The organism is Halomonas sp. ATBC28 (genome assembly GCF_005937175.1).
Classification (GTDB): domain Bacteria; phylum Pseudomonadota; class Gammaproteobacteria; order Pseudomonadales; family Halomonadaceae; genus Vreelandella; species Vreelandella titanicae.
This window is the reverse complement of record NZ_VCQL01000023.1, coordinates 45,419-71,612: the sequence shown is the minus strand read 5'-3', so window position 1 is coordinate 71,612 and position 26,194 is coordinate 45,419. Positions and strand designations below refer to the sequence as shown.

24 protein-coding genes and 1 other RNA gene are annotated in these 26,194 nt (G+C 54.7%); 14 read left to right on the top strand and 11 right to left on the bottom strand.

The genetic code is table 11. From position 1 onward, the window contains the following. Positions 1-183: 183 nt before the first annotated feature. Positions 184-918, bottom strand: coding sequence for an SDR family oxidoreductase (locus E0L35_RS21470; protein ID WP_138801371.1), 735 nt, complete (start codon positions 916-918; stop codon positions 184-186). Positions 919-1,011: 93 nt separating this feature from the next. On the opposite strand from E0L35_RS21470, the gene E0L35_RS21465 reads away from it, so the two are divergent. Beyond that, positions 1,012-1,377, top strand: coding sequence for a helix-turn-helix domain-containing protein (locus tag E0L35_RS21465; protein ID WP_027958219.1), 366 nt, complete (start codon positions 1,012-1,014; stop codon positions 1,375-1,377). A gap of 816 nt (positions 1,378-2,193) precedes the next feature. Here the strand turns inward: E0L35_RS21465 and E0L35_RS21455 are convergent. The 3 genes from E0L35_RS21455 to smpB all read right to left on the bottom strand — a co-directional run bounded on the left by E0L35_RS21455 (position 2,194) and on the right by smpB (position 4,680). Beyond that, positions 2,194-3,273 carry a type I restriction endonuclease gene (locus E0L35_RS21455; RefSeq protein WP_022520730.1) on the bottom strand — a complete coding sequence of 360 codons (1,080 nt, stop codon included), beginning with the start codon at positions 3,271-3,273 and terminating at the stop codon, positions 2,194-2,196. A 490-nt stretch (positions 3,274-3,763) separates the two neighbouring features. After that, positions 3,764-4,143: a transfer-messenger RNA gene (gene ssrA, locus E0L35_RS21450) on the bottom strand. Positions 4,144-4,188: 45 nt separating this feature from the next. Next, on the bottom strand, positions 4,189-4,680 hold the full coding sequence (smpB, locus tag E0L35_RS21445; RefSeq protein ID WP_008958772.1) for an SsrA-binding protein SmpB: 492 nt from the start codon (positions 4,678-4,680) through the stop codon (positions 4,189-4,191). Between the two features lie 125 nt (positions 4,681-4,805). Between smpB and E0L35_RS21440 the strand changes: the two genes are divergently transcribed. Together E0L35_RS21440 and E0L35_RS21435 are read left to right on the top strand one after the other, a co-directional pair. After that, positions 4,806-5,240, top strand: coding sequence for a type II toxin-antitoxin system RatA family toxin (locus E0L35_RS21440; protein ID WP_022520728.1), 435 nt, complete (start codon positions 4,806-4,808; stop codon positions 5,238-5,240). Next, positions 5,230-5,547, top strand: coding sequence for an RnfH family protein (locus E0L35_RS21435; protein ID WP_133731610.1), 318 nt, complete (start codon positions 5,230-5,232; stop codon positions 5,545-5,547). Before E0L35_RS21440 ends, E0L35_RS21435 begins: the two co-directional genes overlap by 11 nt. A gap of 6 nt (positions 5,548-5,553) precedes the next feature. Here the strand turns inward: E0L35_RS21435 and bamE are convergent, their stop codons facing one another. Then, positions 5,554-6,012, bottom strand: a complete 459-nt coding sequence (gene bamE, locus E0L35_RS21430; RefSeq protein ID WP_027958232.1) for an outer membrane protein assembly factor BamE — start codon at positions 6,010-6,012, stop codon at positions 5,554-5,556. Positions 6,013-6,084: 72 nt separating this feature from the next. On the opposite strand from bamE, the gene fur reads away from it, so the two are divergent. Next, the gene (gene fur, locus E0L35_RS21425; RefSeq protein ID WP_007111850.1) at positions 6,085-6,537 is read left to right on the top strand and encodes a ferric iron uptake transcriptional regulator; all 453 of its coding nucleotides are present in this window, start codon (positions 6,085-6,087) and stop codon (positions 6,535-6,537) included. A 204-nt stretch (positions 6,538-6,741) separates the two neighbouring features. Here fur and recN read toward each other — a convergent pair whose 3' ends face one another. After that, positions 6,742-8,415, bottom strand: coding sequence for a DNA repair protein RecN (gene recN / locus E0L35_RS21420; protein ID WP_138801370.1), 1,674 nt, complete (start codon positions 8,413-8,415; stop codon positions 6,742-6,744). Between the two features lie 210 nt (positions 8,416-8,625). Between recN and grpE the strand changes: the two genes are divergently transcribed. The 4 genes from grpE to E0L35_RS21400 all read left to right on the top strand — a co-directional run bounded on the left by grpE (position 8,626) and on the right by E0L35_RS21400 (position 13,652). Then, positions 8,626-9,267 (top strand): nucleotide exchange factor GrpE, encoded by a 642-nt coding sequence (gene grpE, locus E0L35_RS21415; RefSeq protein WP_027958234.1) that lies wholly within the window; start codon positions 8,626-8,628, stop codon positions 9,265-9,267. Between the two features lie 158 nt (positions 9,268-9,425). Beyond that, positions 9,426-11,360: a molecular chaperone DnaK gene (gene dnaK, locus E0L35_RS21410; RefSeq protein WP_009287914.1), complete on the top strand. Its 1,935-nt coding sequence runs from the start codon at positions 9,426-9,428 to the stop codon at positions 11,358-11,360. Positions 11,361-11,524: 164 nt separating this feature from the next. Continuing rightward, positions 11,525-12,667 carry a molecular chaperone DnaJ gene (gene dnaJ, locus E0L35_RS21405; RefSeq protein WP_022520724.1) on the top strand — a complete coding sequence of 381 codons (1,143 nt, stop codon included), beginning with the start codon at positions 11,525-11,527 and terminating at the stop codon, positions 12,665-12,667. 88 nt (positions 12,668-12,755) lie between these two features. Then, entirely contained in the window at positions 12,756-13,652 is an 897-nt protein-coding gene (locus tag E0L35_RS21400; RefSeq protein WP_022520723.1) for a DMT family transporter, read from the top strand. Here E0L35_RS21400 and E0L35_RS21395 read toward each other — a convergent pair. Genes E0L35_RS21395 through E0L35_RS21385 form a run of 3 tightly spaced genes read right to left on the bottom strand, consistent with a single transcriptional unit; the run spans position 13,645 to position 16,596 of the window. Beyond that, positions 13,645-14,394 carry an ABC transporter ATP-binding protein gene (locus E0L35_RS21395; protein ID WP_022520722.1) on the bottom strand — a complete coding sequence of 250 codons (750 nt, stop codon included), beginning with the start codon at positions 14,392-14,394 and terminating at the stop codon, positions 13,645-13,647. The two genes, E0L35_RS21400 and E0L35_RS21395, sit on opposite strands and share 8 nt — an antisense overlap. Then, entirely contained in the window at positions 14,388-15,473 is a 1,086-nt protein-coding gene (locus E0L35_RS21390) for an iron ABC transporter permease (protein ID WP_022520721.1), read from the bottom strand. The genes E0L35_RS21395 and E0L35_RS21390 overlap by 7 nt, the downstream gene beginning before the upstream one ends. Next, complete coding sequence (locus tag E0L35_RS21385; protein WP_022520720.1) at positions 15,463-16,596, bottom strand: ABC transporter substrate-binding protein; 1,134 nt, start codon at positions 16,594-16,596, stop codon at positions 15,463-15,465. The genes E0L35_RS21390 and E0L35_RS21385 overlap by 11 nt, the downstream gene beginning before the upstream one ends. Before the next feature lie 263 nt (positions 16,597-16,859). On the opposite strand from E0L35_RS21385, the gene E0L35_RS21380 reads away from it, so the two are divergent. The 3 genes from E0L35_RS21380 (at position 16,860) to E0L35_RS21370 (ending at position 18,824) form a co-directional block, all read left to right on the top strand. Continuing rightward, positions 16,860-17,141 (top strand): DUF2218 domain-containing protein, encoded by a 282-nt coding sequence (locus E0L35_RS21380; RefSeq protein WP_022520719.1) that lies wholly within the window; start codon positions 16,860-16,862, stop codon positions 17,139-17,141. A gap of 116 nt (positions 17,142-17,257) precedes the next feature. Continuing rightward, positions 17,258-18,064 (top strand): 4-hydroxy-tetrahydrodipicolinate reductase, encoded by an 807-nt coding sequence (gene dapB, locus E0L35_RS21375; protein WP_022520718.1) that lies wholly within the window; start codon positions 17,258-17,260, stop codon positions 18,062-18,064. A 22-nt stretch (positions 18,065-18,086) separates the two neighbouring features. Then, a complete protein-coding gene (locus tag E0L35_RS21370; protein ID WP_022520717.1) occupies positions 18,087-18,824 on the top strand; it encodes a PmeII family type II restriction endonuclease in 738 nt (245 codons plus the stop codon). Between the two features lie 27 nt (positions 18,825-18,851). On the opposite strand, the gene E0L35_RS21365 is transcribed toward E0L35_RS21370, so the two are convergent. Continuing rightward, positions 18,852-20,264: a DNA cytosine methyltransferase gene (locus E0L35_RS21365; protein ID WP_022520716.1), complete on the bottom strand. Its 1,413-nt coding sequence runs from the start codon at positions 20,262-20,264 to the stop codon at positions 18,852-18,854. 550 nt (positions 20,265-20,814) lie between these two features. Here E0L35_RS21365 and carA point away from each other — a divergent pair. The 3 genes from carA to greA all read left to right on the top strand — a co-directional run bounded on the left by carA (position 20,815) and on the right by greA (position 25,732). Then, positions 20,815-21,960 (top strand): glutamine-hydrolyzing carbamoyl-phosphate synthase small subunit, encoded by a 1,146-nt coding sequence (gene carA, locus E0L35_RS21360; RefSeq protein WP_171051218.1) that lies wholly within the window; start codon positions 20,815-20,817, stop codon positions 21,958-21,960. A 68-nt stretch (positions 21,961-22,028) separates the two neighbouring features. Further along, positions 22,029-25,259 (top strand): carbamoyl-phosphate synthase large subunit, encoded by a 3,231-nt coding sequence (gene carB / locus E0L35_RS21355; protein ID WP_022520714.1) that lies wholly within the window; start codon positions 22,029-22,031, stop codon positions 25,257-25,259. Further along, a complete protein-coding gene (gene greA / locus E0L35_RS21350; RefSeq protein WP_009287920.1) occupies positions 25,256-25,732 on the top strand; it encodes a transcription elongation factor GreA in 477 nt (158 codons plus the stop codon). The genes carB and greA overlap by 4 nt, the downstream gene beginning before the upstream one ends. Before the next feature lie 88 nt (positions 25,733-25,820). Here greA and yhbY read toward each other — a convergent pair whose 3' ends face one another. After that, positions 25,821-26,147, bottom strand: coding sequence for a ribosome assembly RNA-binding protein YhbY (yhbY, locus tag E0L35_RS21345; protein WP_022520713.1), 327 nt, complete (start codon positions 26,145-26,147; stop codon positions 25,821-25,823). Positions 26,148-26,194: the final 47 nt, after the last annotated feature.

The following is a 26,194-nucleotide window of genomic DNA, read 5'->3' as shown; positions in this document are numbered from 1 at the left end:
CCTGGGTCAGCTGTCGGTATCCCATGCTCTGCTTCACTTTGGTCGGTAAAGTCGAGAGGGTACCGGCGCTGGCCCTCCTTCCTCTACTGTGTGATCCAAAGTGCTGCGGTTATTCTATGAATCCAGGATTTAAAATCTATCTGACCCCTTTTGGTTCATTGCCTCCCGTTCTTCGCCTAGCCCCTAAACCTGCGCGTAGCCCCCGTCAACGAACACCTCGCTCCCCGTCATAAAGCTGCTATCGTCGGACGCCAGGAACGCGACCGCGCCTGCGGTTTCTTTGGGATCGCCCAGACGCTCAAGCGGTACGGTCCGTTTCATCTCGCTCAGGGCTTCGGATGGGAGCAGTTCCGTCAGCTTGTCTGTTTTGGTCGGGCCAGGAGACATGACGTTCACGCGAATGCCGGTGCCCCTGAGATCATGGGCCCAACTGCGCACCAGATTTCGGACGGCCGCCTTGGAGGCGCTGTAGATGCTCATCGCGGGGGTGCCCATGCTGCCGACCGTGGAACCGGTGAGGATGATGGAGCCGCCGTTCGTCATCAGAGGAAGGGCCTTCTGGACGGTGAAGAGGGTGCCTTTGACGTTGATGTCGAAGATGTAGTCGTAGTGCTCCTCGGTGATCTGTCCCAGGCTGGCGAATTCGCCGACGCCCGCGTTGGCTACCAGTACGTCCAGGTGTCCTTTTTCTTTCTGGATCGTTTCGAAGACGCGGTCGAGATCCTCTAGCTTTGTCACATCCGCCTGGACGCCCTGGGCGCTGGATCCCAGTGCCTCAGCCGCGTTGTCGAGGACGTCCTGGCGCCGTCCGGCGATAAAGACGAAGGCGCCTTCGTCGATGAGGCGTTGGGCCGAGGCCAGGCCGATGCCGCTGGCTCCGCCTGTGATCAGTGCGATTTTACCGTTTAGCCGGCTCATGGTTGGGTCTCCGTGTGTATTGACTCGGTTCGCTTTTACGGTATATACCCACTTACAAATGTTCAAGTATGCACCTTTTGGTAAGTATCCGTTATGGCGAAAGAAAACTCAGAAAACCCACGTTTCATTTGCGGCCTGCATGCGACGCTGCACGTGATCTCCGGGAAGTGGAAGCCTTTGATTCTGTTCTTTTTAAACAAGGGCCCGACGCGTTACGGCGAGCTCAAGCGAAGCGTCCGAGGCGTGAGCGACAAAATGTTGATCCAGCAGTTGAAGGAGCTGGAGTCCGACGGCATCGTCCAGCGAACCGACTATGGGGAGATCCCGCTGCGCGTCGACTACTCGCTGACGCCCTTCGGGGCAAGTCTGGTGCGGGCCATGGAGCCGCTTTGCGGCTGGGGCGAGGAGAACGAAGAGAGCATCGCCGCAGCGATGGAGCGCCGGAAAACTAGCCGGTAGGAAGCGAAGCCGGTTGGTGGACAGGCACCCAATCATGCCATCCGGCGAGTCCTCCGGGTAAACCTGCACATTCAGTGTTCTGGTTCGTAGCGCCATGGGTTCTGTTGGTGCAAAGTATCAAGGAGTCGGCATCCGGTATCGGGTGCCAAAACAATGGGTGAACGGGCCCATAACCAGGCGGTCAACCGGACATCATATCCCTTGCGGGCTATGGTTCCCTACGCTCCGCTTCGGTGCCGGTTACGGCTAGCGTTTGGCGAATCGTACCGCGGCCGCGCTCCAGCAGCTCATCCCCGCGGCTGCTTGAAGCCGACCGTATCGTGTTGCAGTTCCCCATCCAGTGGTATTCCTCGCCTTCGCTGCTAAAAGTCTGGCAGTGACGCGCATGTTCGAAGGCACGCCGCTAATGGTGGCCGCAACGGCTTCTTGCTGGGGATGCAATGTTGCCGCAACCTAGTGTGAGTAGGCTCGGTGTTTACAGCCGTCCTCGCCCTGGCAAGCGTTCGGCGGCGTCGATATAAGGTGCTATGGTGAGAATTTTACTGGTCGAGGATGAGCTTCAGCTGGCTGAAAGGCCAGCGCATGGGAGATAAGACGCTATGAAAACGCGCCTTACGAATAAACCAGGTGAAGTAAGAGAGCTCACAGGTCGGGACGTTAAACGGATGCAGCCTATGGTCAAAGTGTTACCCGCAAACCTACAGCGAGCTATAAGCCAACGTGATCGTCAGAAAGCGAACAATATATTTATTTGGCTATGTTATTAAGTTATTAAGGTTGTTTATGGGAAGTCGGCATAAAGCCGACTCGAAAAAGCTATTCGTAACTTTTTACAGCTGCCAATAACGCTTCACTGTGGCTGAAAATATCAGTCAGCGTGGCTAGATCATGCTTAACTTGCTGATCATCTTGGCGAATCTCTAATCGCTTAAGGGTTTTTGAGTTGAAATGTAGGCGGCAAATAGGTTTTCGGTTGTTGTCATCCAGCAGGATTGCACAATAGGATTTTGCATCTCGCATGTATACGCGTTCGGGAGCAACTTCGCTGGCTACGATTGCCCTGACCATGTTGTATCCATCAATTTCTTCCTGGGTCGTAACGATCTCGTCTTCAGCCTTTAAAGGCACTTCGATATTGTCTTGGCCAGGTTGTGCGATGATGGGCGATGATTCTTCACCACTAGTTGTGGCTAATGCCAATTTTAAGCGTTGTGAAACTTGCTCTTTGATGTGCTGGGCCATTGCGTCACGAATGATGGGGGTGAACTCATCAAGTACCTGTTGTGTCATTCGTCCATCAAAGAAGTCTTGAGCGATAAATTTGATAAAATCGCGTGGCGGTTCTTTCATTAACTTGCTGAAGGATGTCATGGCGAGGTTGGTGTACTTAAGGCGATTGGCAGTGCTGAGAATGGTGTCGACATTGAAGACGGGTTTTGCAAATTTTTTCAGTTCTTCAATATCTCTTTCGTTGTAGTCCGTTAAACGGAAGGTGAAAAAAGGGCGAGTATCCAGCTTGTTTGCATCATCGAGATCAGAGTAGAAACGGTACTCAATGCCGTTGGTAAGAATGGCAAATTTGGCTTCAGTGCAATTAAAATAGCGGTATAACTGGCTAAATTGAGCGTTAGCGAGATCGGTGGTTCGGGGCTTGCACTCGATTAGTATAGATAGAACGCCTTCATTTTTGATGGCGTAATCCACTTTCTCACCTTTTTTCAATCCAACGTCAGCTGTGAATTCTGGAAGCACTTCGGTTGGGTTGAATACGTCATATCCCAAGCTTTGTATGAAGGGCATGACCATGGCGTTCTTTGTCGCTTCTTCGTTCACTATATGATCAATTTGTTCTTGCGCGCGGCTGGCCAGCGCTGCAATTTTTTGTGTTATATCCATGTTCCCTGCCTTTTTTGGTTTTACTACATTCTTTTAACACCCAAGATACCAAGAAATGAACGCATATATAAAACTATCAGTCTCTTTCATTTCGCAGATGGGGTAAAGAGTATGATCACAAACGTCTGGGATGCAGTTTCATGGTGAATATTGGACTCGTCTTACAAGAACTTGTTGATCGAGTGAAAGGTGTAAATGCCGTCATACCGCGTGTCGTGCATATATAAGTCACTGATTACGAGGTAGCTGCGACCATTGGGGCTGAGCATTTAGCCGCCCTAATATTGATGTGAGGTAAGGTCAAGGCTCAGCAACAAGCGTGCAGTAACGTTCTCGGCACTTTCATATCGGGACTAGCTCCTTTCGGACAATACTGCTGTATTGCCCATGGCTAAATGGTGTTGCAAGATCAGAAATGCGGTAAGGGGCTGCTTCTGTCTCGAATGGAAACAAAAAAAGCACCCGTAGGTGCTTGATTTGTATAGTAAGGTGGTGGAGGCGGCGGGAATTGAACCCGCGTCCGCCAGCACGCGCCTATTGGCTCTACATGCTTAGATTTCGTCATTTGATTTAACGCAACTGACTCCGACGATCAGGATTCAGCCACGCGAGTCTTCTAAAGTTTAGCGCTTGGCGAGAAGACACCACCAAACGCGATCCTATCAGCTTTAGCTCGTATCCCCTCAGCGATGAATAGGCACATCACCTTGGGGCCAGACAAGAAGCTAACAGTGTTTAAGCTGCTAGCGCGCCTTGAGCGTAGTTTTCGTCATTTGCGACTATTTTTCGTGATGTGGGATTTACGAGATACATCACGCTCTCGGCATGCACCGCAAGGGTTGTCACCGGCGTCGAAACCATGTCGCCCCCTTATTTCAGTTGAGCATTCTAACGTGCTCACACCTGATTGACCAGTTATGCCTTGTTATGTTCCCGCATAATTCGACCTTTTTGGCGGCTCCAGTCGCGATCTTTTTCTGTTGCGCGTTTGTCATGCAGCTGTTTACCGGTCACTAGCGCCAGCTCGCACTTCACTTTATTGCGTTTCCAGTAAAGCTTGAGGGGCACACAGGTGTGGCCTTTGTCCTGGGTGATCGAAAAGATTTTGGCGATCTCTTTGCGATGCAGCAGCAGTTTGCGGGTGCGCGTCGGGTCAGCAATCTCGTGTGTGCTCGCAGTATTCAGCGGCATGATATGACTACCCAGCAGAAACGCTTCGCCGTTACGAACCAAAATATAGGTATCGGTGAGCTGAGCCTTACCGGCGCGCAGGCTCTTCACTTCCCAGCCAGCGAGCGATAGCCCCGCCTCGAAGGTCTCATCGATATGGTACTCAAACCGTGCCTTCTTGTTTTGGGCAATAACGCTGCTACCGGGGCCCTTACTGTTACCTTTCTTAGTGGCCATGGAACCTCATAATTAATCTGTCAGTGGCTTCCCCTTCGTTATTTGGGGAGGCGTGATACCATTTAGGGTCTGAAAAATGTTTCCCATGATACGCTTTGGGCACTGTGAAGTCAGCGGAGAGGTCAATGCCAACCGTCAATCGTTCCGCCTTAGTGCGGCACACCCCCCAGAAAATGTTCGATCTGGTTAACGACTTCGAGCGCTACCCGGAGTTTTTGCCAGGCTGCCGCCAGGCGCGTTTGCTCGAACATGATGATGTGCATCTGATCGGCGAAATGACCCTGGGTCGTGCCGGTGTTGAGCAAACCATCACCACGCGCAACGAACTTTTTGCGCCCGAGCGTATTGAGCTGTCGCTGGTAAAAGGGCCGTTCAAGCGGCTTAAAGGTCGCTGGCTGTTTATCCCCATGGGGGAGGATGCCTGCAAGGTGAGCCTTGAGATGGAGTTTGAGTTCGCCAACCGGCTGCTCAGTATGGCGTTCGGCAAACTCTTTCAGCAAATCGCTGGCCAGCTAGTCGATGCCTTTACCAAGCGCGCAAACGAGCTGTATGGGCGCTGAAGCGCTTACGGTTGAGGTAGCCTTCGCGTTGCCTTCCAAACAGCGCATAGTGGCTCTGCGCGTGCCTGAGGGCACTACGGCACGTCAGGCCGTTGCCTTGGCCGATTTGCCCACGCTCTTTCCTGATGTGCCCGGCGAAACCTTTGCTCAGGCGCCGCTGGGCATTTTCGGTAAAGCGCTACGCGAACCCGATACCCATCTATTACGCGACGGGGATCGGGTCGAAGTTTACCGGCCGTTGGCGATCGACCCCAAGGCCGCTCGCCTAGAGCGCGCTAAGCGTCAAGCGAGCGACCCGAAGCGTTAACCGCTTTTAAGGCTGTTGAACAGGCTGTGTGCCCTCAGGTGGCCGCGTCTGGGTGCTCTCTGTAGGGAGGGCATCCATTGGATCAACGCCTTCCGTTGCAGGCCCCATGCTGCTATCGCCTTCAAGCGGTAGCTCTTTGGATAGATCCCCTTCTTGCTCAATGTTCACCAGGCGGCCCTGGGGATCGAAGGTGAGCGTTACGCGACGCTGCTCTACGTCGCCATACGCTTTATCTAAACGAAACACATAATCCCACTGGCTGGCGTCAAAGGGCGCTTCCAGCAATGGCCTGCCCATTACGTAAGTCACCTGCTCTTGGGTCATGCCTGGCTGAAGCTGGCTGACCATTTCCTGAGTGACCAGGTTGCCTTGGGGAATATCGCGCTTGTACACGCCTACGTAGCTGCAGCCGCTAATGACAGTAAGGGCAACGGAGAGCGTGATGATTTGAGTCAATTTTTGCATTTGGGCCTATTCTTCACTATCGTGGTTTCGGTTGATCATACCCGACCTAACCAGTTACTGCGAAGAGCGACCATGGCCGATCAGAACCATGAATTGCGCAAAGCCGGTCTAAAAGTGACCCTGCCGCGCGTCAAGATACTTCAAATTCTCGAAAATGTTTCGGGTCAGCACCACCTTAGCGCGGAAGAAGTGTACAAAACACTGATTGATGCGGGCGAAGATGTTGGCTTGGCAACCGTATACCGCGTATTGACTCAGTTCGAGTCAGCGGGCTTGGTAATTCGTCATAATTTCGACGGAGGCCATGCGGTATTCGAGATGACCCAAGAGGATCACCATGACCACATGGTGTGCCTAGAAAGCGGCGAAATCATTGAGTTCGTTGACGAAATCATTGAACGCCGTCAGCAAGAAATCGCTGAAGAGCACGGCTACGAACTAGTGGATCATGCTCTGGTGCTATATGTACGTCCGCGCGGTTCCGACGTGACGCGCCAGGACAGCGGGCCGACGAACAAGAAATAGTGTTCGTAGGTCGCTGTTAGTCGCAGACCGTTAAGCGCGGTTCGAAATATAAGCGCCCCTGAGCCATTTGGCCGAATTCCTGGTTAGCAGAATGTTAACTGGATGCGCCAAGTGGATCAGGGGCGTTTGTTTTGCTATGTGCAGATGTGCTGTATAGCTGTGCGCTATAGAAATGCACAGAAACGGCGCAGGGCGCCCGCTCAATCAGTGCGGCGGGCGTTGGCTGGCGTGCAGCATCTCCCGAGCGTGGGCGAGGGTTTGGTCAGAAAGCGTGACGCCGCCCAGCATGCGCGCCAGTTCGCTGATGCGGCCCTGTTCGTCGAGTAGCGCCATCTGGGTCAGCGTTGTATCGCGCTTCGCCTGTTTCTCGATATGCAGGTGCTGGTGCGCCTGTGCTGCCACCTGGGGTAGGTGGGTCACGGTCATGACCTGGCCGTTTTCGCCCAGTTTGCGCAGTAGTTGGCCAACGATCTCTGCGGTGGCCCCTGAGATACCCACATCCACTTCGTCAAACACCAGGCTGGGCACGGTTGAGTGCGTCGCCGCGACCACTTGAATCGCCAGGCTAATCCGCGATAACTCACCGCCGGAGGCGACTTTGGTCAATGGGCGAGCGGGCTGGCCGGGGTTGGCGCTAATCAAAAACTGCACGCGATCAAGGCCTTCAGGGGAGGGGGCGTCTTTTGCGGTCACCTCCACTTCAAAACGGGCTTTGCCCATGGCCAAAAAGCCCAGCTGCTGCTGCACCTCTTTACTCAAGCGAAGCGCGGCTTTTTGACGGCTCTCGCTGAGTTTTTTTGCCGCTTGGCGGTAGCTCTCGCGTAGCTCGACAACCCGTGCACTGAGTGCCTCCAGGTCATTGCCACCCTCTTCTAGCTGAGAGACTTCCCGCTGTAGCTCAGCATGCAGGGCGCATAGCTCTTCAGGAGCAACGTGGTGCTTGCGGGCAATTCGATGGACGTCGGTCATTCGCTCTTCAACCCAGGCGAGCCGCTCAGGGTCTAATTCGGTGGTGTTGGCAAGGCGATTGAGTTCGCTGGAGGCCTCTTCCACTTGAATGCGCGCATCGCTCAGCATGGCAAGGGTGTTTGCCAGGGTGCCTTTGTCACTGCCTGGTAGCGCGCTCAAGTGGGCGAACGCTTGGTTGAGCAAAGAGAGCGCGCCGCCCTCGTCGCTGGCGCAGCAGTCGGCGGCGAACTGGGTTTCGCGCAGGGTCTCTTCCGCGTGAGCCAGGGTGTGCTGCTCCTCTTCTAGCGTGGTTAATTCACCCTCCGCTAAACCGAGCTGATCCAGCTCTTCTACTTGGTAGCGCAGCAACTGCCGTTTGGCCTCAACTTCACTGCCTTCTTCGCTTAGCTTCTTCAAGTGCCGACGCGCACTGCGCCACTCGCGGAACGTTTCGGCTAATTGAGTGGTGGCATCGTTTAGGCCTGCGTAATCGTCCAGCAGGGCAAGGTGGGTCTCTTCGCGCATCAGCGCATGGTGAGCATGCTGTCCATGAATTTGAATCAGCTGCTCGCCGAGGGATTTTAGATCCGAGATAGTCGCGGGTTGGCCGTTAATCCAGGCTTTGGAACGGCCGTTGGCGGTGACCACACGGCGCAGCAAGCATTCCTCAGCGGGGAGCTCCCGCGCCGCTAGCCACTCGATGGCGGCGGGCAGGTGTTGAATGTCGAAGCGTGCGGAGAGGTCCGTACGCTCGCGGCCGTGACGCACGCTTCCGGCGTCGGCACGCTCGCCCAGGCAGAGCCCAAGGGCGCCTAACAGGATCGATTTGCCCGCGCCGGTTTCCCCGGTAATCGCGGTCATACCGCCGGTCAAGTCGAGTTCCAAGTGATCGACAATGGCGAAATCTTGAATAGCTAGCTGAGTAAGCATGGCGCCTCCTGAGGCGGTACAGCATAGAAGCTGGATACTTATCCAATAGTTGTTGATTTATACAGTAGTTAATAACTCACTTCAATGCACCTCTTGAGATGGAATTTATGGCCCCCATATAGCGTGCATGATCAGTCAAAGCGAGTGACTTAAAGCTTACTTCTTTGCGCGCCGCCCGCGTGGCCGCGCTCTACTTTTTAGGAGCACAACATGGCGAAAGAACCGCAAACACCAATGGACGATGAGCTGGCCCGCCACGAGCAAGACGCCGATGGCGCCGAGCAAGCAGCTGAGAAGGTTGCTGAAGAGCGCTTGATGGAGGGCGAACTGGAAGGATTGATCAATGACGAAGAGGCGCTAGAAGACAGCGTCGACAACCCGGAAGCGGAAATGCTGGCAGCCCAAGTAGGTGAGTTAGAGCAGAGCTTGGCCGAAGCCAAGGATCAAGCCCTTCGCGCCGCCGCTGAAGCGCAAAACGTGCGCCGTCGTGCGGAGCAGGAAGCGGAAAAAGCCCGCAAGTTTGCCCTGGAGAAGTTCGTTAAAGAGCTGCTGCCAGTGGTAGATAGCCTGGAAAAAGCGCTTGAGACCATGGAAGAGGGTGCATCGGAAGTTCATCGTGAAGGTGTTTCCATGACCTTGAAAATGCAGCTGGATGTACTCAACAAGTTCGGCGTTGAAAGCATTGAACCCCATGGTGAACCCTTCGACCCGCAAGTGCACGAAGCCATGACCATGGTGCCTAACCCGGATCTCGAACCGAACACCGTGATGGACGTTATGCAGAAAGGCTATTTACTCAATGGACGCCTGGTGCGCCCAGCGATGGTTGTAGTGAGTAAAAAAGCCGATTAAGCCACTGGCGGCACAGAGTTTGAAAAAAGTGTGTGAAAAAAAGCCCTTGAAATGTCAGCGGCGGCCCCCAAATAAAGGGCAACCCCGCGGGGAAACCCGCAGACAAGCTTTAAAAACTAAATTTTCAGTTTTGTAACAACCGAATTCGAGGTATTGCTATGGGACGTATAATTGGTATCGACCTGGGCACCACTAACTCTTGTGTGGCCGTGCTCGATGGTGACAGCGCTAAAGTTATCGAAAACGCCGAAGGCGGTCGTACGACGCCTTCTATCATCGCCTACACCGATGATGGTGAAACGCTGGTAGGTCAGGCGGCTAAACGTCAGGCCGTTACTAACCCAGAAAACACCCTGTACGCTATCAAGCGTCTAATTGGCCGTCGCTTTAAAGACGACGTTGTCCAGAAAGACATCAAGATGGTGCCGTACAAAATCAGCGAAGCTGATAACGGTGATGCTTGGGTTGAAGTAAAAGGCAAAAAAATGGCACCGCCGCAGGTAAGCGCGGAAGTGCTGAAGAAAATGAAGAAGACTGCCGAAGACTACCTGGGCGAAGCAGTCACCGAAGCGGTCATTACCGTACCGGCCTACTTCAACGACAGCCAGCGTCAGGCGACCAAAGACGCCGGCCGCATTGCCGGTCTGGACGTTAAGCGCATTATTAACGAGCCGACCGCTGCCGCACTGGCCTACGGTATGGACAAATCCCGCGGCGACAAAACCATCGCGGTCTACGACCTGGGTGGCGGCACCTTCGATATCTCGATCATCGAAATTGCCGATGTCGACGGCGAAACCCAGTTTGAAGTGTTGGCCACCAACGGTGATACCTTCCTGGGCGGCGAAGACTTTGACTTGGCGCTGATCAACTACCTGGTAGACCAGTTCAAGTCTGACAGTGGCATTGATCTGTCTGGCGACAACTTGGCCATGCAGCGTCTGAAAGAAGCTGCCGAAAAAGCCAAAATTGAGCTGTCTAGCGCTCAGCAGACCGATGTGAACCTGCCTTACATCACCGCCGACAACACTGGCCCGAAACACCTTAACGTTAAGGTGACTCGTGCCAAGCTGGAGTCACTGGTCGAAGAGCTGGTTCAGCGCTCGCTCGAGCCGTGCAAAATGGCCCTGAAAGATGCAGGCCTATCTGCCTCTGAAATCGACGAAGTGATCCTGGTCGGTGGCCAGACACGTATGCCGATGGTGCAGAAGAAAGCCGCTGACTTCTTCGGCAAAGAAGCACGTAAAGACGTTAACCCGGACGAAGCGGTTGCCGTTGGTGCCGCGATTCAGGGCGGCGTACTGGGTGGCGACGTTAAAGACGTTCTGCTGCTCGACGTTACCCCGCTTACCCTGGGTATCGAAACCCTGGGTGGCGTGATGACGCCGCTGATCGAAAAGAACACCACCATCCCGACCAAGAAGACACAAACCTTCTCAACGGCGGATGACAACCAAACGGCGGTGACCATTCACGCCGTGCAGGGTGAGCGCAAGCAAGTGTCGCAGAATAAGTCGCTGGGTCGTTTTGATCTTGCTGACATTCCGCCTGCACCGCGCGGTGTGCCGCAGATCGAAGTCGCCTTCGACTTGGATGCCAACGGTATTCTGAACGTATCGGCAAAAGACAAGGCCACTGGCAAAGAGCAGTCGATTGTCATCAAGGCGTCTAGCGGTCTGTCCGAGGAAGAAGTCGAGCAGATGGTACGTGATGCTGAAGCTCACGCCGAAGAGGACAAAAAGTTCGAAGAGCTGGTGCAGCTGCGTAACCAAGCTGACGGTATGATTCACGCTACGCGCAAAACGTTGGAAGAAGCTGGCGACAAAGCGACTGACGACGAGAAGCAGGCGATTGAAACGGCCATCAGCGAGCTGGAAGAAGCGGTTAAAGGTGACGACGTCGATAACATTCAGAAGAAACTGGATGCACTGACCGAAGCCTCTGGCCAGCTAGCCCAGAAGATGTACGCCGAGCAGGCCGAAGCGGCGCAGCAAGAGGGCGGTGAAGGTGCCGAGAACGCGGGCACCAAGCCGGAAGAAGACGTGGTTGACGCCGAGTACGAAGAAGTCAACGACGATCAGAAAAAGCAGTAACATCCTCTTTCTGCCAAGGAAAGCGGTGACGCGGGAGCTTACTCCCGCGTTGCTGTTTCCGCAGCCAAGACGCACGTAGTTAAGTATCACGTAGTTAAATATACAGTTGAATACATAGCTAAATGTGCAGTTGAGTGCGTAGCTAACCAGGAGGCGTAGGGCCTATGTCCAAACGCGATTATTACGAAGTCCTGGGTGTCGAAAAAGGGGCCGATCAGAAAGAGATCAAGAAGGCCTATCGCCGTCTGGCGCAAAAATTCCACCCTGATCGAAACCCGGACGATACCACCTCCGCGGAAAAATTCCGCGAAGTGTCCGAAGCGTATGAAGTGCTTAGCGACGGTGAAAAACGCGCTGCCTATGACCAGTTCGGCCATGCGGGCGTTGATGGCCAAGGTGGCGGCGGTTTCGGCGGTGCTGGCGCTGGTGATTTCAGCGACATTTTCGGCGATGTGTTTGGCGATATTTTTGGCGGAGGTGGCGGTCGCCGCCGTGGCCCCAATGCCCCGGCACGCGGTTCCGACCTGCGTTATAACCTAGAGCTGGATCTGGAAAACGCCGTTTCAGGCACCACGGTGGACATTCGTGTGCCGCGGCATATCGAGTGTGATCGTTGTGATGGCGGCGGCGCTGAGCCCGGCTCTTCTAAAGAGACGTGCCCTACCTGCCACGGTCACGGTCAAGTACGTATGCAGCAAGGCTTCTTTGCCGTGCAGCAGACTTGCCCGACCTGTCATGGCTCTGGCCAGCACATTAAAGTGCCGTGCCATAAGTGTAATGGCGAAGGCCGTGTACGTGAGACACGCACGCTGTCCGTTAAGATTCCGCCCGGTGTGGATACCGGCGACCGTATTCGCTTGAATGGCGAAGGCGAAAGCGGCGTGAACGGTGGCCCGCCAGGGGATCTGTATGTGCAGGTGGCGATCAAGCCGCACCACATCTTCCAGCGTGACGGCAAGCACCTGCAGTGCGATGTGCCGATCAACTTTGTTGATGCAGCGCTAGGTGGCGAGCTTGAAGTGCCGACGCTAGATGGCCGCGTGAAGCTGAAGATTCCGCCGGAAACCCAAACAGGCAAGCTGTTCCGCCTGCGCGGTAAAGGCGTGAAGCCCGTGCGTGGTGGTATGCCCGGCGACCTGCTGTGCAAGGTGGTAGTGGAAACACCGGTGAAGCTTAACGACGAGCAGCGCGACCTGTTGCGCAAGCTGCAACAAAGCTTCGACGACAGCAATAGCCACAACCACTCGCCGAAGAAAACCGGCTTCTTTGACAGCGTGAAAAGCTTCTTTGAAGATATGAAGCCGTAAGTCTGAGATAATAGTAAGCAGTTAGGTGTTTAGTCCAAAAACCCTCGGTTCACCGGGGGTTTTTGCTGTTTAGGAAATGCTGCACGCAATGGATCACCTTGAAGAACGGCCCACCATGGGTATTTTGCTGCGGATACTGTCAGGCGCCCTGTTTACCGGGATGCTGGTGTGTATTAAGGCAGTCAGTGACGAAGTGCCTGTGGGGCAGTCGGTGTTTTACCGCTCGCTGTTTGCGCTGCTGCCTATCGTCGTTTTCCTTTTGCTGCGGCGGGAGTTTCCCCGTGGGCTGGCTACGCGCCGTCCGCTGGGGCATGCGCTGCGCTCTGGGATGGGGGCGGCGGCAATGTTTGCCTCCTTTGCCGCGGTGGCGCTGTTGCCAGTGGCCGAGGCAACATTGCTCGCTCAGCTTACCCCGGTCTTTATGGCGATTGGTGGTGTTCTGCTGCTGGGGGAGCGCTGCTCGCTTAATCGCGCGGGTGGTGTGGTGCTGGCGCTTGCCGGGGTGGCCGTGCTGATTTTGCCTGGGCTCAATGCCAGTTCCAGTAACGGCCAAGTGGCCGGGTATGCGCTAGGGGCGTTGGGTGCGCTGCTAACGGCAGGTGCTTTATTAACCGTCAGGCGTATTTCACGCACCGAGACAGCGGCTTCAATCGCCTTCTACTTTATTTTGGTGGCCGCGCTAGCCGGGCTGGCAACGCTCCCACTGGGCTGGGCAGCACTCAACCGGGTAGAGTTTTCGTTGTTGGTGCTCTCGGGTCTGTTTGGCGGTGCTGCGCATATCGCGATGACATTAGCTCTACGCTACGCCGAGGCGTCGCGTTTGGCACCTTTTGAATATATTGCCCTGGTGTGGCCTGTGCTCGCCGATTGGGTGCTGTTTGGAATACCGGTCTCCAGCGGCTTCCTGCTAGCGCTACCGCTGATGTTAAGTGGGGTAGCGCTAGCGGCGATGGAAGGGCGGCGGCTTAGGCAAAGGGCTAGATAGCGGCTTCGACGATAAGCTGCGGCTGGCCTTTCGAGCAGGACTCGATGCGCGTAGATACCCGATAAACCTGACGTAGCAGCGCAGGGGTAATCACTTCAGCAGTGGAGCCGCAGGCGATCAAGCGGCCATTTTCGAGCATCATGGCGGCATCGGCGAAACGTAGTGCATGCCCCAGGTCATGGAGCGCCACCAGAATCAGCATCTGGCGCTCATCGGCTAACCGGCGCAGCACCGTCAGCAGGCTGATCTGGCGGTTCAAATCGAGTGCCGAGGTGGGCTCATCCAGCATCAGAATCTCGGGCTCTTGCACCAGGGCCTGGGCAGCGCTGACCAACTGGCGCTGCCCGCCGCTAAGGTCGCCAATATCCCGTTCGCCAAGGGCCGTAATGCTGAGCTCCTCCAGCGCGCGATCAACCTGCGCTAAATCCTCAGGCTGCACTTTTAATCCGCGCCCCTGCATACGTGCCAAAAGCACTGATTCATATACCGTCAGCACGGCCTTGGCGCCGGTGTCCTGGGGCATATAGCCCACGGGGCGTTCGGCGCTGGTGCCGCTGATAATCACTTCGCCTTCGCCTTTCAATAGTCCTAACACGCGGCGAAAAAGCGTCGATTTACCCGCTGCGTTGGGCCCTAGCAGAGCGACGACTTGCCCCCCTTGAAAGCAGGGCGTGGTGATATCTTCCAGAATGGGGCGACGCCCATAGCGGGCGGATACACGGTTCAGTTGTAGGGTTACCATGAGGCCTTCTTGTGGTTAAGCACCAGAAACAGAAAGAAGGGAATGCCCACCAGCGAGGTGATAATGCCAATGGGGATTATAGTGCCGGGGATAATGACCTTGGAGATAACTGAGCCAACGGAGAGGATGAGCGCGCCGCACAGCGCCGAACCGGGCAGGAAGAAGCGCTGATCTTCACCCAGCAAAATGCGCGCAATATGCGGCCCCACCAAGCCAATAAACCCAATGGTGCCCACGAACGCCACCGCGATGGCGGCAAGTAGTGACACCAGCACCAGCACTTCCAAACGCAGCGCGCGGGGATTGACGCCCATGCTCTCGGCTTTGGCGTCGCCCAGGCGCATGGCCGTCAGCGCCCAACCATGCCGGGCAAGCAGCGGCATGGATAAGGCAAGAATGCTAAGGGCGATCCAGAACTTGGGCCAGGTGGCTTTGGTTAAGCTGCCCATCGTCCAAAACACCACCGCGGAGACCGCTTCCTGGCTGGCAAAGAACTGAATCAGCGCCATCAGCGAGTTGAAGATAAACACCATGGCGATGCCGAGCAGCACAATCGTCTCTACCGTCACGCCGCGCTTAAGGCTTAAAGCATGAATTAAGAACGCGGTGAACATGGCCATCACGAAGGCATTGATGGGCACCACAAACTCAATGGCTGCGGGAACAATGGCGACACCAAAAGCAAGCCCCAACGCGGCGCCAAAACTGGCTCCGGCGGAGATCCCCAGGGTAAACGGGCTGGCTAGCGGGTTGCTCAGAATGGTTTGCATCTGTGCCCCGGCCACCGACAAGCTGGCGCCCACCACTAGCGCCATCAGCGCTACCGGCATGCGGATTTCCCAAACAATAACTCGGGCCTGCTGGCTGACGCTGTCTGGTGTGAATAGCGCTGCGACCACTTCACCCAGACTATAGCGGGCAGGCCCCAGCGCCAGATCAACGCAAAGGCTAAAAAACAGCGCTAGAACCAGTGCCGCCAATATCATTTGGCGGCGGAAAACCTGGCTATGGTAGAAGGCGCGCCCCTGTGAAAGGCGTTCTGTTACCGCCGTTTCCGTCATCCTCGTATCAGTCGTCATGGAGTGATATCCAGTAGCCGGTTTCATAGTCGATGGGTAAGAAGCGCTCGTGTAGTTCTTCCATCGTGGCGTTGGGATCCAGGTCTTCAAATAGCTCTGGGTGTAGCCATTTGGCTAGCTGTTGCACGGCCACAAAGTAGTAGGGGCTATTGTAAAACTGGTGCCAAATGGCGTGGAAGTTACCTGATTCCACCGCCTTGATGCCGGTCATCGCGGTGCGCTCGGTCAGTGCTTCAAGCTTAGCGCGAGCGCTTTGCAAATCAGACCCTGGGCCTACGCCGACCCAGTTGCCACCCGGCACGTAGGCGTCCCAGTTGCCGCCGGTGACAACCACATGATCAGGGTTGGCAGCAATAATCTGTTCAGGGTTCAGGTTGCCGAAACTGTTAGGAATGATGCCATCGGCAATATTGCTACCGCCAGCCAGGGTGACATAGTCGCCAAAGTTGGCAGGGCCAAAGCTCATGCAGCACTCGTCGGAGTAGCCACCGGCCCGGTCAATAAACACGCTGGGGCGCTCTGGGTTCGCTTCGGCGATGACATCGGTTACCCGTGCCAACTGTGTCTCGGCAAACTCGATGAACTCTTCCGCCGCCTCTTCATCGTCCATGATCTGGCCGATGATGCGCATGGAGGGAATGGTGTGTTCAATCGGGTCTTCGCGAAAATCCACATAGACGATGGGAATGCCGAGTTGTGCCAGCTTGTCGTCGTAGGCGGCGTCTTCTGTGGCAGCTTTGGCCTCGATGTTCATCAGCACTACGTCAGGATTAAGCGAAGCGGCCTGCTCTACGTCAAAAGTGCCGTCTTTAAAGCCGCCAAAGGTGGGGATCGCTTCAATCTCTGGGAAGCGTTCGGCGTAACGGGCATAGTTGTCGGGATCCGCCTGAGAAAAGTCTTCGCGCCAACCGACCACGTGGGCAAAAGGAGCTTCAGGTTCGAGTAAACCGAGCAGATAAATTTGCCGCCCTTCGCCTAAAATAACCCGCTCGGCAGGGCCATCCAGAGTGATTTCGCGGCCAGCGACATCGGTGACGGTGATAGCGTCAGCCATAGCAGTGGCGCCGCAAGCAAACGTGATAAGCGTACCAAGCAGGATTTTTAAGCGCGGAGAATTGAGCATTTTTTAACTCGTTGGTCGATATTGGTTAACAGGGCGGCATCGCTGATGCGCATTAACGGTGATAGCACAGAGATGCAATTGCTATTGTAACTGATTAGCGTTTGGGCGGCATTATTGGGGTGCCGCGCTTAATGGTCAACATGCTACGCTTTACACTGAGCATTTATCCTACGGTGATGGCTTCACATATTTGGCTCTAACGGCAAGACATTGTTGAAGGATTACTTGGTTTGTAAGTACTTACATTTTTTGGAGAGGCCGCTATGCCTTTATCTCGAGTCGAAGTTGCCACGCCTTCCGCCGAGCGTTTAATTAATCGGCTCTGTAAACACTGGGCGCATAAGCTGGAGGTCGAGCAAAGCGATCAGCAGGCCACCATTACGTTTGCCACTGGCACCTGCTTAATGGTTGCTGAGGCCGATAAACTGGTGGTGGCCCTCGAAACCCTTGAAGAGGAGCATCTGGATGAGTTGGAGGGGGTCGTCGAGCGCCACCTAATGCGTATGGCCGGTGATGAAGAGTTGGCGATTGTGTGGGAGAACTAGATAACGACTGGTCAGCCATAAACGGAGAGCGTCGAAGGCATCGATGGGTCTGCTATAATCGCGCTGATTTTGAAACATAAGTCTTACGCACTGAAACCTAGAGCTCAGGAGTTCGCATGACCCGAATTGCCATTGTAGGCGTGGCTGGCCGCATGGGCCGTACGTTGGTAGATGCTGTAGAGCAAGATGCTGAGGCGACACTAGCCGGCGGGATCGTGGAGCCAGGTAGCTCCTTGGCGGGCGCTGATATTGGCGAGCTTGCGGGTGTCGGGAAGCGCGGTGTTGTCGCGGTCGATTCGCTCACGTCGATTGTCGATGAATTTGATGTGCTGATCGACTTCACGGCCCCTCAGGTCACGCTTGGTAATCTGGCGTTCTGCGCAGAGCACGGCAAACGTATCGTGATTGGTACTACTGGCATGAGCGATGATGAGTTGGCTCAGCTCGATAGCTACCGCGACAAGGTAGCCATGGTGTTCGCGCCCAATATGAGCGTCGGGGTTAATTTGACCCTGAAACTGCTCGAAACCGCTGCCAAAGCGCTGGGCGATGAAGGCTACGATATTGAAGTGATCGAGTCTCACCACCGCCATAAGGTTGATGCGCCTTCCGGCACCGCGATCAAAATGGGCGAAGTAATTGCCGACAGCCTGGGGCGTAACCTTAAAGAGCACGGCGTGTTTGAGCGAGTCGGGCAGTGCGGTCCGCGCAGCGATAAAGAGATCGGTTTTGCCACCGTGCGTGCGGGGGATATCGTCGGCGAACACACGGTGATGTTTGCCACCGAAGGCGAGCGCATCGAAATCACCCATAAAGCCTCCAGCCGCATGACCTTTGCCAAAGGTGCTGTACGCGCTGCGCGCTGGGTCGCGGGTAAAGAGAACGGCCGTTACGATATGCAGGATGTGTTGGGGCTTATCTAAAATTATTCACTGGAGTGAGGTGATGAAGCCTTTATGTCTGGATGACGTTACAGAATATGTGTCTGAAAATATTGGGATATTCCATCAAAAACGAATTGATCGTCTGGCTAGCCTCAAGCTTAAAGACGTTTTGAAGCGGAAAAATCCTTATTTATTTAAAGCAAAAAACGTTCAAACTGCTGAGCAAATCGTTCGGGGGATACTTGAAGCCCATATTTCATCGAATGAAGAAACCCTATTTGGTGATTGGCTTGAGGGGTTAGCTATTTTCATTAATGGGCAGACATATGGTGGGTGGAAATCGGGTATTGCCGGTGTAGACCTCGAATTTGATCATGACGGTCGTCGCCATATTGTTGCGATCAAGTCAGGCCCTAATTGGGGAAATAGTTCTCAAATCGGTCAGATGAAAACGAATTTTAAGACGGCACAGAAAACATTAAGAACCAGTCAGTCGGGCTTGAATATTGTTGCTGTCAATGGTTGCTGCTACGGAAGGGATAATAACCCTGATAAGGGGGATTATTTTAAGTATTGCGGACAACGGTTTTGGGAGTTTATATCTGGTGATCCTGAATTATACGTTGAGTTGATTGAGCCTCTTGGCAGTAAGTCCCGGGAACGTAATGATGAGTTTCAAGAGTCTTACGGGCGTATGGTTAACAAATTCACTCAGGAATTCATTGCTGAATTTTGTATGGAAAACGGTGCTATCGACTGGGCGCGGTTGATAAAATTAAATTCCTCTTTAGCAGGTTAGACAAGGGGCGAAAGCCCCTCTGCTAATTTAAAACAAGGACAGGGTGGGCTGAGGAGCTTTTTGCTGCTGTTTGAAGGCGTGGCTCCACTCGTGATGGGAAGTTTCTCGATACCTCGAAAACTTAAAGTCTACAGGTGGTGAGATGGCTTTGTCTTCGAGAAGATCTTTTATCAGTTTGCCTACCGCGTAACCTAAGCTGGCAGGTACGGCGTTGCCCACTTGTTTATATTGCTGCACTAACGGCCCCGCTAATTGCCAGCTATCGGGGAATTCTTGGATTCTTTTGTATTCTTCTATGGATAAGGGCCGGTCTTCTTCTGGATGAGCAAGGTCTGTGGCAGGCATGGCAGGGTGGGTAACCAGGGTGGGAGATGGTTTATCCCAGCTTAGGCGTCTCAAAAAGCCTGTTTTGCCGCCACCGGAAAAATAAGACTTTCCTAAGGCTTCTTGCTGCATGGCAGGGGGTAGCGCGCGCCAATTCTGTCCGGCCTTCAGCTGTCGATAATATTTCAAGCGTTTTTCTGGAAAGTTAAGGTGAGTGTGGCTTTGCAGGCCAGCGACTGCTTCTATAAAGGTTTTCCACTTAGGTAGCCCATGGCTTCCGTGCTCTGAGTGGGTTGGCTGTAAAAAGGGCGCCGCGCCGCCATCTCGTGAGCAAACGATGATGACTCTTTCGCGGGTTTGCGGGGTGCCAAAATTCGCCGAGTTATATAGATTGAATGTGCATGAGTAACCGGCTTTTTTTAATAGGCACAACACAAAATTAAGCGCCCCGCCTTTCATCTCGTCCAGCGAGAGGTCGGGGAAACCAGGGCCGCGTTGGTTATGTGGCCTGTGATCCATCGGGCATGAGAGCAGTCCACGCACGTTCTCAATGACCAGAAAACGCGGCCGTATTTCGATGGCCAGGTCGATAAACTTTAGAAAGGCGTTGCCGCGATCATCATTGAATGCCTTTCGTTTGCCCGCGGTGCTAAACGCTTGGCAGGGCGGGCCGCCGACCATCAAGTCGACACTCTCTGCCTCTAGCTGCGCCGCTGCTAAAATTTGTGCGGCTGAGTATTCGTTAATATCGCCAAGCAAGGCTGTATTGGGACGATTAAGCAGAATCGTTTGGCGGCAGTATTTATCGAATTCACAAGCTAGACGAATATCGAATCCTGCTTTTTCGATGCCCAGGTCAAGCCCCATAGCGCCTGAAAAAAAGCTCAGTGCTACGGGTGCGTCCATATCGCCTGATGTGTCAAGGTAGGCCGGATGATCTTCTGCAACAGTGTTCTCTGCTTTTATTTTATGATTTTTGACGCTGTTGGAATCGACAATCCATGTGTTGCCAATCCTTTCTGCTTGGAGCACCTTTTTTCGACATAAGGATCTAGTATGTTGAGGGCTTACTCCAAGCATTACTGCGGCATCTTCGATACTGAGATGGGTACTCATTTTTAGTTTCCTTGACGAAACCTATGGCAGGTACCTATGGTCGACTTCTTGGTGATGGGTGTCAATACGCGCTGAATAAGCGTTTGGTGATTTAAAACCACACTATTTAGGCGGTGATTCACTGCAAGGCGACCTTTTCCAATTCTTACAGAGAGCCAGCGCTAGAACAGCCCGGTCATTAAGGGGTAGTCTTAGGCCAAGAATTCCTGTAACATTTCAAAAATTTTGGCCGGGTGGCCTGGAAATCTTAAACGGCGCGCTTGTTGCGTTGGTCAACCCAAAGCCTGCCTCCTCAGGGTTTGCTGCTATAAAGCGGTGCTGCTGTTAAGCGTAACGCTAGAGGCTAAGCAAATCAGAAAGGCATCGAACAACAAGCGGGATGAAACCGATTCTTTTTATCGGCTTCGTCCCGCTTTTTTACGACCCCAGTTTTACTAGTGATAGTTTTTATTAGCGATAGTGTTACGTCGCGGATAATCAAGAAATTGCTGAGCCTGCGCCCCACAGGCTCCCACCAGCATGGGAGGATCTTGTTTTGAATAACCCCGCATTGAGCAAACCCGCAATATTGGCCCTGGAAGATGGCAGCGTGTTCCACGGCATTGCCATTGGCGCGGACGGATTAACAAGCGGTGAGGTGGTGTTCAATACGGCCATGACCGGCTATCAAGAAATCCTCACCGACCCTTCCTACACCCGCCAAATCGTTACCCTCACCTATCCCCATATCGGCAATACTGGCATTAACGCTGAAGACATTGAGTCGGCGTCTATTGCCGCAGCAGGTTTGGTGATTCGCGATTTACCGCTAATGGCCAGCAGCTTCCGCTCTGAGCAGTCGCTGTCGGACTACCTGAAAAGCCAGAACGTGCTGGGTATTGCCGATATCGATACCCGCCGTCTAACGCGTATTTTGCGTGATAAAGGTGCGCAGAACGGGGCGATTTTGGCAGGCGCTGATGCGGAAGGCGACGGGGCGGTCACACGGGCGCTGGAAGCCGCCAAGGCTTTCCCAGGCCTGAAGGGGATGGATCTGGCCAAAGAGGTGTCGTGCAAACAAGCCTACGAGTGGTCGGAAGGTGAGTGGACGCTGGGTGAAGGCTACGCTGATGCTTCCAAAAGCGAGCGCCCCTACCATGTGGTGGCGTACGACTACGGTGTGAAATTCAACATCCTGCGCATGCTGGCCGCTCGCGGCTGCCGCCTGACAGTCGTGCCCGCGCAAACGCCAGCTGCTGAGGTGCTGGCGATGAATCCGGATGGCGTGTTTTTAGCCAACGGCCCTGGTGACCCGGAGCCCTGCGATTACGCCATCAAGGCAATTCAGGACGTGCTGGAAACCAATATTCCGGTGTTTGGTATCTGCCTGGGCCACCAACTGCTGGCGCTCGCCGCCGGGGCGAAGACGGTCAAAATGAGCCACGGCCACCACGGTGCCAACCACCCGGTGCAGGATCTGGATAGTGGCACCGTGATGATCACCAGTCAGAATCACGGTTTTGCGGCGGATGAAGCGACCCTGCCCGCTAAAGTGCGCGCCACGCACCGTTCGCTGTTCGACGGCACCTTGCAGGGAATCGAGCTTACCGACCGACCGGCGTTCAGCTTTCAAGGCCACCCGGAAGCGAGTCCCGGCCCGCGTGATGTGGCGCCGCTGTTTGATCGCTTCGTGGCTATGATGCAGGCACGCCGTTAACGCGTCCCTAGCATCACCGTATCGCCGTCTTTTGTCGCTCATCGTCACCATTTTTTGCGGGAACCGTTATGCCTAAGCGTACCGACATCAACAGTATCTTGATCATTGGCGCTGGCCCGATTGTGATCGGCCAGGCCTGCGAATTCGACTACTCCGGCGCCCAGGCGTGTAAAGCGCTGCGCGAGGAGGGTTACCGGGTTATTTTGGTTAACTCCAACCCCGCCACCATCATGACTGACCCGGCCATGGCCGATGCCACCTACATCGAGCCGATTACCTGGCAGGCGGTGGAGAAGATCATCGAAGCCGAGCGCCCTGATGCCATTCTGCCGACCATGGGTGGTCAGACGGCGCTGAACTGCGCCCTCGAGCTTGAAAAGCATGGCGTGCTGGAGAAGTTCGGCGTCGAGATGATCGGTGCCAACGCCGATGCGATTAACATGGCCGAAGACCGTGATCTGTTCGATCAGGCCATGAAGCGCATTGGCTTGGAGTGCCCGAAAGCGAAAGTCGCCCACACCATGGATGAAGCCTGGGAGATTCAGGCTGAACTGGGTTTCCCGACCATTATTCGCCCTTCCTACACCATGGGCGGCTCCGGCGGCGGCGTGGCGTACAACAAGGAAGAGTTCGAAGAGATCTGTACCCGTGGTTTCGAGCTTTCCAACAACCACGAGCTGCTCATCGATGAGTCGCTGCTGGGGTGGAAAGAGTACGAGATGGAAGTTGTGCGTGACAAAAACGACAACTGCATCATCGTCTGCGCGATTGAGAACTTTGATCCGATGGGTGTGCACACCGGCGACTCCATCACCGTGGCACCGGCGCAAACGCTGACCGATAAAGAGTATCAGATCATGCGTGACGCCAGCCTCGCGGTACTGCGCGAGATTGGCGTAGAGACCGGTGGCTCTAACGTCCAGTTTGGTATGGATCCCAAAACCGGCCGTTTGGTTGTTATCGAGATGAACCCGCGGGTGTCACGCTCTTCAGCGCTGGCCTCAAAGGCGACCGGTTTCCCGATTGCTAAAATCGCCGCGAAATTGGCGATTGGCTATACCCTGGACGAGCTGCAGAACGATATTACCGGTGGTCAAACGCCGGCATCGTTCGAGCCGTCTATCGATTACGTGGTCACCAAAATTCCGCGCTTCACCTTCGAGAAATTCCCCCAGGCGAATGATCGCCTAACGACGCAGATGAAGTCGGTGGGTGAGGTGATGGCGATTGGCCGCACCTTCCAAGAGTCGCTGCAGAAAGCCCTGCGTGGTTTGGAAACTGGTAACGATGGTCTCGATCCGATCATTACCGATTTCACGCCGGACAACATGGCAATTATCCAGGGCGAGCTGCAGGCCGCCGGTGCCGAGCGTATTTTCTACGTGGCGGACGCCATGCGTTCCGGCATGAGCGTCGATGACGTCTTTGCCCTGACCAATATCGACCCTTGGTTCCTGGTGCAGTTGGAAGATTTGGTGCTGACTGAAAACGCCGTCGCCAAACGTACGCTGGCTGACTTCTCTGCCCGTGAGCTCTATCAGCTCAAGCGCAAAGGTTTCGGCGATGCACGCCTGGCCAAATTGCTGAATGTCAGCGAAAAAGAGTTCCGTCAAACCCGCCAAGCAGCCGGTATTCGCCCGGTTTATAAGCGCGTTGATACCTGTGCCGCGGAGTTCGCCTCTGATACCGCCTATATGTACTCCACTTACGAAGAGGAGTGCGAGGCGGATGTCTCTGACCGTCAGAAGATCATGGTACTGGGCGGTGGCCCTAACCGGATCGGCCAGGGTATCGAGTTTGACTACTGCTGCGTTCATGCCGCCTTCGCCATGCGCGACGACGGCTATGAGACCATCATGGTCAACTGTAACCCGGAAACCGTCTCGACCGATTACGACACCTCTGATCGTCTCTACTTCGAGCCGGTAACGCTGGAAGACGTGCTGGAGATCGCTGACAAAGAGAAGCCGGTGGGTGTGATCGTTCAGTTCGGTGGTCAAACGCCGCTCAAACTGGCCCGTGAGCTAGAAGCTGCCGGTGTGCCGATCATTGGTACCACGCCGGACGCCATCGACCGCGCAGAAGACCGTGAACGCTTCCAGGTGATGATCGACAAGCTGGGTCTGAAGCAGCCGCCCAATGCCACGGCGCGCAGCTTTGCGGAAGCCTTCGATAAAGCCGAAGCGATTGGCTACCCGTTGGTGGTACGCCCTAGCTACGTGCTGGGTGGCCGGGCCATGGAGATCGTCTACGACGCCTCCGAGCTTGAAAACTACATGACCCACGCGGTGAAGGTTTCCAACGACTCACCGGTGCTGCTGGATCACTTTTTGAGTGCCGCGATCGAGATCGATATCGATGCGGTGTCGGATGGTCAGCAGGTGGTGATCGGCGGCATCATGCAGCACGTAGAGCAAGCGGGCGTTCACTCCGGTGACTCCGCCTGTGCGCTGCCGCCTTACTCCCTGCCTGCGGATGTGCAGGACGAGATGCGCCATCAGGTGAAGCAGATGGCGGTTGAGCTGGGCGTTAAAGGCTTAATGAACGTGCAGTTGGCCTGGCAGGATGGCGAGATCTATGTGATCGAGGTGAATCCCCGCGCTTCGCGTACGGTGCCCTTTGTGTCCAAGTGCATTGGCACCTCGCTGGCGCAGATCGCAGCGCGCTGCATGGCCGGTAAAACCCTGGCTGAGCAGGGCTTTGAGCAGGAAATCGTACCGCACTTCTATAGTGTTAAAGAGGCGGTCTTCCCGTTCAATAAATTCCCCGGTGTCGACCCGATTCTGTCGCCGGAAATGAAGTCCACCGGTGAAGTGATGGGCTCTGGCGACACCTTTGCAGAAGCCTTCTTCAAGGCGCAACTGGGGGCAGGTGAGGCCATTCCTGGGCTTACCGGTGAGCGTAAGGCATTCCTTTCCGTGCGCGAACCGGACAAGGCGGGGATTATCGAAGTGGGGCGTTCTCTGTTAGCATTAGGCTTTACGCTATGTGCTACACGGGGAACAGCGGCTGCTTTGGAAGCTGCCGGGCTTGCCGTGGAACACGTCAATAAAGTCTACGAAGGCCGTCCCCATATCGTCGATCTGCTTAAGAACGACGAAATCGCCTACATTGTGAACACTACTGAAGGTCGTCAGGCTATTAACGACTCTTCGGTCATTCGCCGTACTGCTCTCTCGCGCAAGGTGCCCTATGCGACCACCTTGGCGGGCGCTAATGCTGTTTGCATGGCGCTTGAGTACGGTAGGGAGATTACGGTGCGGCGCCTTCAGGATCTGCATGCAGGAGCAAGTCAATGAACAAGGTCCCGATGACAGTTGCGGGAGAAAGAAGCCTTCGTGAAGAGCTCGACCACCTTAAAAGCGAAGCTCGTCCGCAGGTGATCGCGGCCATCGCCGAGGCACGTGAACACGGTGATCTTAAAGAGAACGCCGAGTATCACGCCGCTCGCGAGCAGCAGGGGTTTATCGAAGGGCGAATTCAGGAGATCGAAAGTAAGCTCTCCGTCGCTCAAGTGATTGATGTCACCAAGCTGCCCAAAACCGGCAAAGTGATTTTCGGCGTTACCGTATCGCTAATGAATCTGGATACTGATGCGGAAGTCACTTACCGTATCGTCGGCGAAGATGAGGCGGACATTAAGTCTGGCCGTATCTCGGTTACTTCACCGATTGCCCGTGCCCTGATCGGCAAAGAAGAGGGTGATGTCGTGGTGGTCAAAACACCTGGCGGTGACGTGGAGTACGAAGTAGGTAGCGTCGAACACGTATGACAAAAAACGCCCCTTCGATTGACTCTGGAGTCGGTTGAAGGGGCGCTTTCGTACGGCGACACTCTATTGCACGCGTTGAATTTAACGCTTAATGGCGGCCGTGGTGGTTCTCAAAGCGGGTAACGTTAGAAAGCTTCGGGTTCACCTGCGGATTTCTGCGATAGAGCAGCGCCATTTTGCCAATGGTTTGCACCAAGTCGGCACGGCTGTTGGCGATCAGTTCGGCTATCATGGCAGCACGATCATCCCTCTCAGGAAGGGCAAGTTTCACTTTGATCAGTTCGTGATCAGTGAGTGCGCGGTTGAGTTCTGCGAGCAAATTTTCGGAGACGCCGTTCTCAGAAACGGTGACCACTGGGTTAAGATGGTGGCCAATGCTACGAAATGCTTTCTTTTGTGCCTGTGACAAGCTCATGGTATCTTGCGGTATCCCGGTTAGCGCTTAACGCTCCATCTTACGGT

Bases quoted from the DNA above. Each gene is read 5' to 3' on its own strand.
- E0L35_RS21470 (WP_138801371.1), bottom strand. From the start codon at position 918: ATGAGCCGGCTAAACGGTAAAATCGCACTGATCACAGGCGGAGCCAGC.
- E0L35_RS21465 (WP_027958219.1), top strand. From the start codon at position 1,012: ATGGCGAAAGAAAACTCAGAAAACCCACGTTTCATTTGCGGCCTGCAT.
- E0L35_RS21455 (WP_022520730.1), bottom strand. From the start codon at position 3,273: ATGGATATAACACAAAAAATTGCAGCGCTGGCCAGCCGCGCGCAAGAA.
- smpB (WP_008958772.1), bottom strand. From the start codon at position 4,680: ATGGCCACTAAGAAAGGTAACAGTAAGGGCCCCGGTAGCAGCGTTATT.
- E0L35_RS21440 (WP_022520728.1), top strand. From the start codon at position 4,806: ATGCCAACCGTCAATCGTTCCGCCTTAGTGCGGCACACCCCCCAGAAA.
- E0L35_RS21435 (WP_133731610.1), top strand. From the start codon at position 5,230: ATGGGCGCTGAAGCGCTTACGGTTGAGGTAGCCTTCGCGTTGCCTTCC.
- bamE (WP_027958232.1), bottom strand. From the start codon at position 6,012: ATGCAAAAATTGACTCAAATCATCACGCTCTCCGTTGCCCTTACTGTC.
- fur (WP_007111850.1), top strand. From the start codon at position 6,085: ATGGCCGATCAGAACCATGAATTGCGCAAAGCCGGTCTAAAAGTGACC.
- recN (WP_138801370.1), bottom strand. From the start codon at position 8,415: ATGCTTACTCAGCTAGCTATTCAAGATTTCGCCATTGTCGATCACTTG.
- grpE (WP_027958234.1), top strand. From the start codon at position 8,626: ATGGCGAAAGAACCGCAAACACCAATGGACGATGAGCTGGCCCGCCAC.
- dnaK (WP_009287914.1), top strand. From the start codon at position 9,426: ATGGGACGTATAATTGGTATCGACCTGGGCACCACTAACTCTTGTGTG.
- dnaJ (WP_022520724.1), top strand. From the start codon at position 11,525: ATGTCCAAACGCGATTATTACGAAGTCCTGGGTGTCGAAAAAGGGGCC.
- E0L35_RS21400 (WP_022520723.1), top strand. From the start codon at position 12,756: ATGGATCACCTTGAAGAACGGCCCACCATGGGTATTTTGCTGCGGATA.
- E0L35_RS21395 (WP_022520722.1), bottom strand. From the start codon at position 14,394: ATGGTAACCCTACAACTGAACCGTGTATCCGCCCGCTATGGGCGTCGC.
- E0L35_RS21390 (WP_022520721.1), bottom strand. From the start codon at position 15,473: ATGACGACTGATACGAGGATGACGGAAACGGCGGTAACAGAACGCCTT.
- E0L35_RS21385 (WP_022520720.1), bottom strand. From the start codon at position 16,596: ATGCTCAATTCTCCGCGCTTAAAAATCCTGCTTGGTACGCTTATCACG.
- E0L35_RS21380 (WP_022520719.1), top strand. From the start codon at position 16,860: ATGCCTTTATCTCGAGTCGAAGTTGCCACGCCTTCCGCCGAGCGTTTA.
- dapB (WP_022520718.1), top strand. From the start codon at position 17,258: ATGACCCGAATTGCCATTGTAGGCGTGGCTGGCCGCATGGGCCGTACG.
- E0L35_RS21370 (WP_022520717.1), top strand. From the start codon at position 18,087: ATGAAGCCTTTATGTCTGGATGACGTTACAGAATATGTGTCTGAAAAT.
- E0L35_RS21365 (WP_022520716.1), bottom strand. From the start codon at position 20,264: ATGAGTACCCATCTCAGTATCGAAGATGCCGCAGTAATGCTTGGAGTA.
- carB (WP_022520714.1), top strand. From the start codon at position 22,029: ATGCCTAAGCGTACCGACATCAACAGTATCTTGATCATTGGCGCTGGC.
- greA (WP_009287920.1), top strand. From the start codon at position 25,256: ATGAACAAGGTCCCGATGACAGTTGCGGGAGAAAGAAGCCTTCGTGAA.
- yhbY (WP_022520713.1), bottom strand. From the start codon at position 26,147: ATGAGCTTGTCACAGGCACAAAAGAAAGCATTTCGTAGCATTGGCCAC.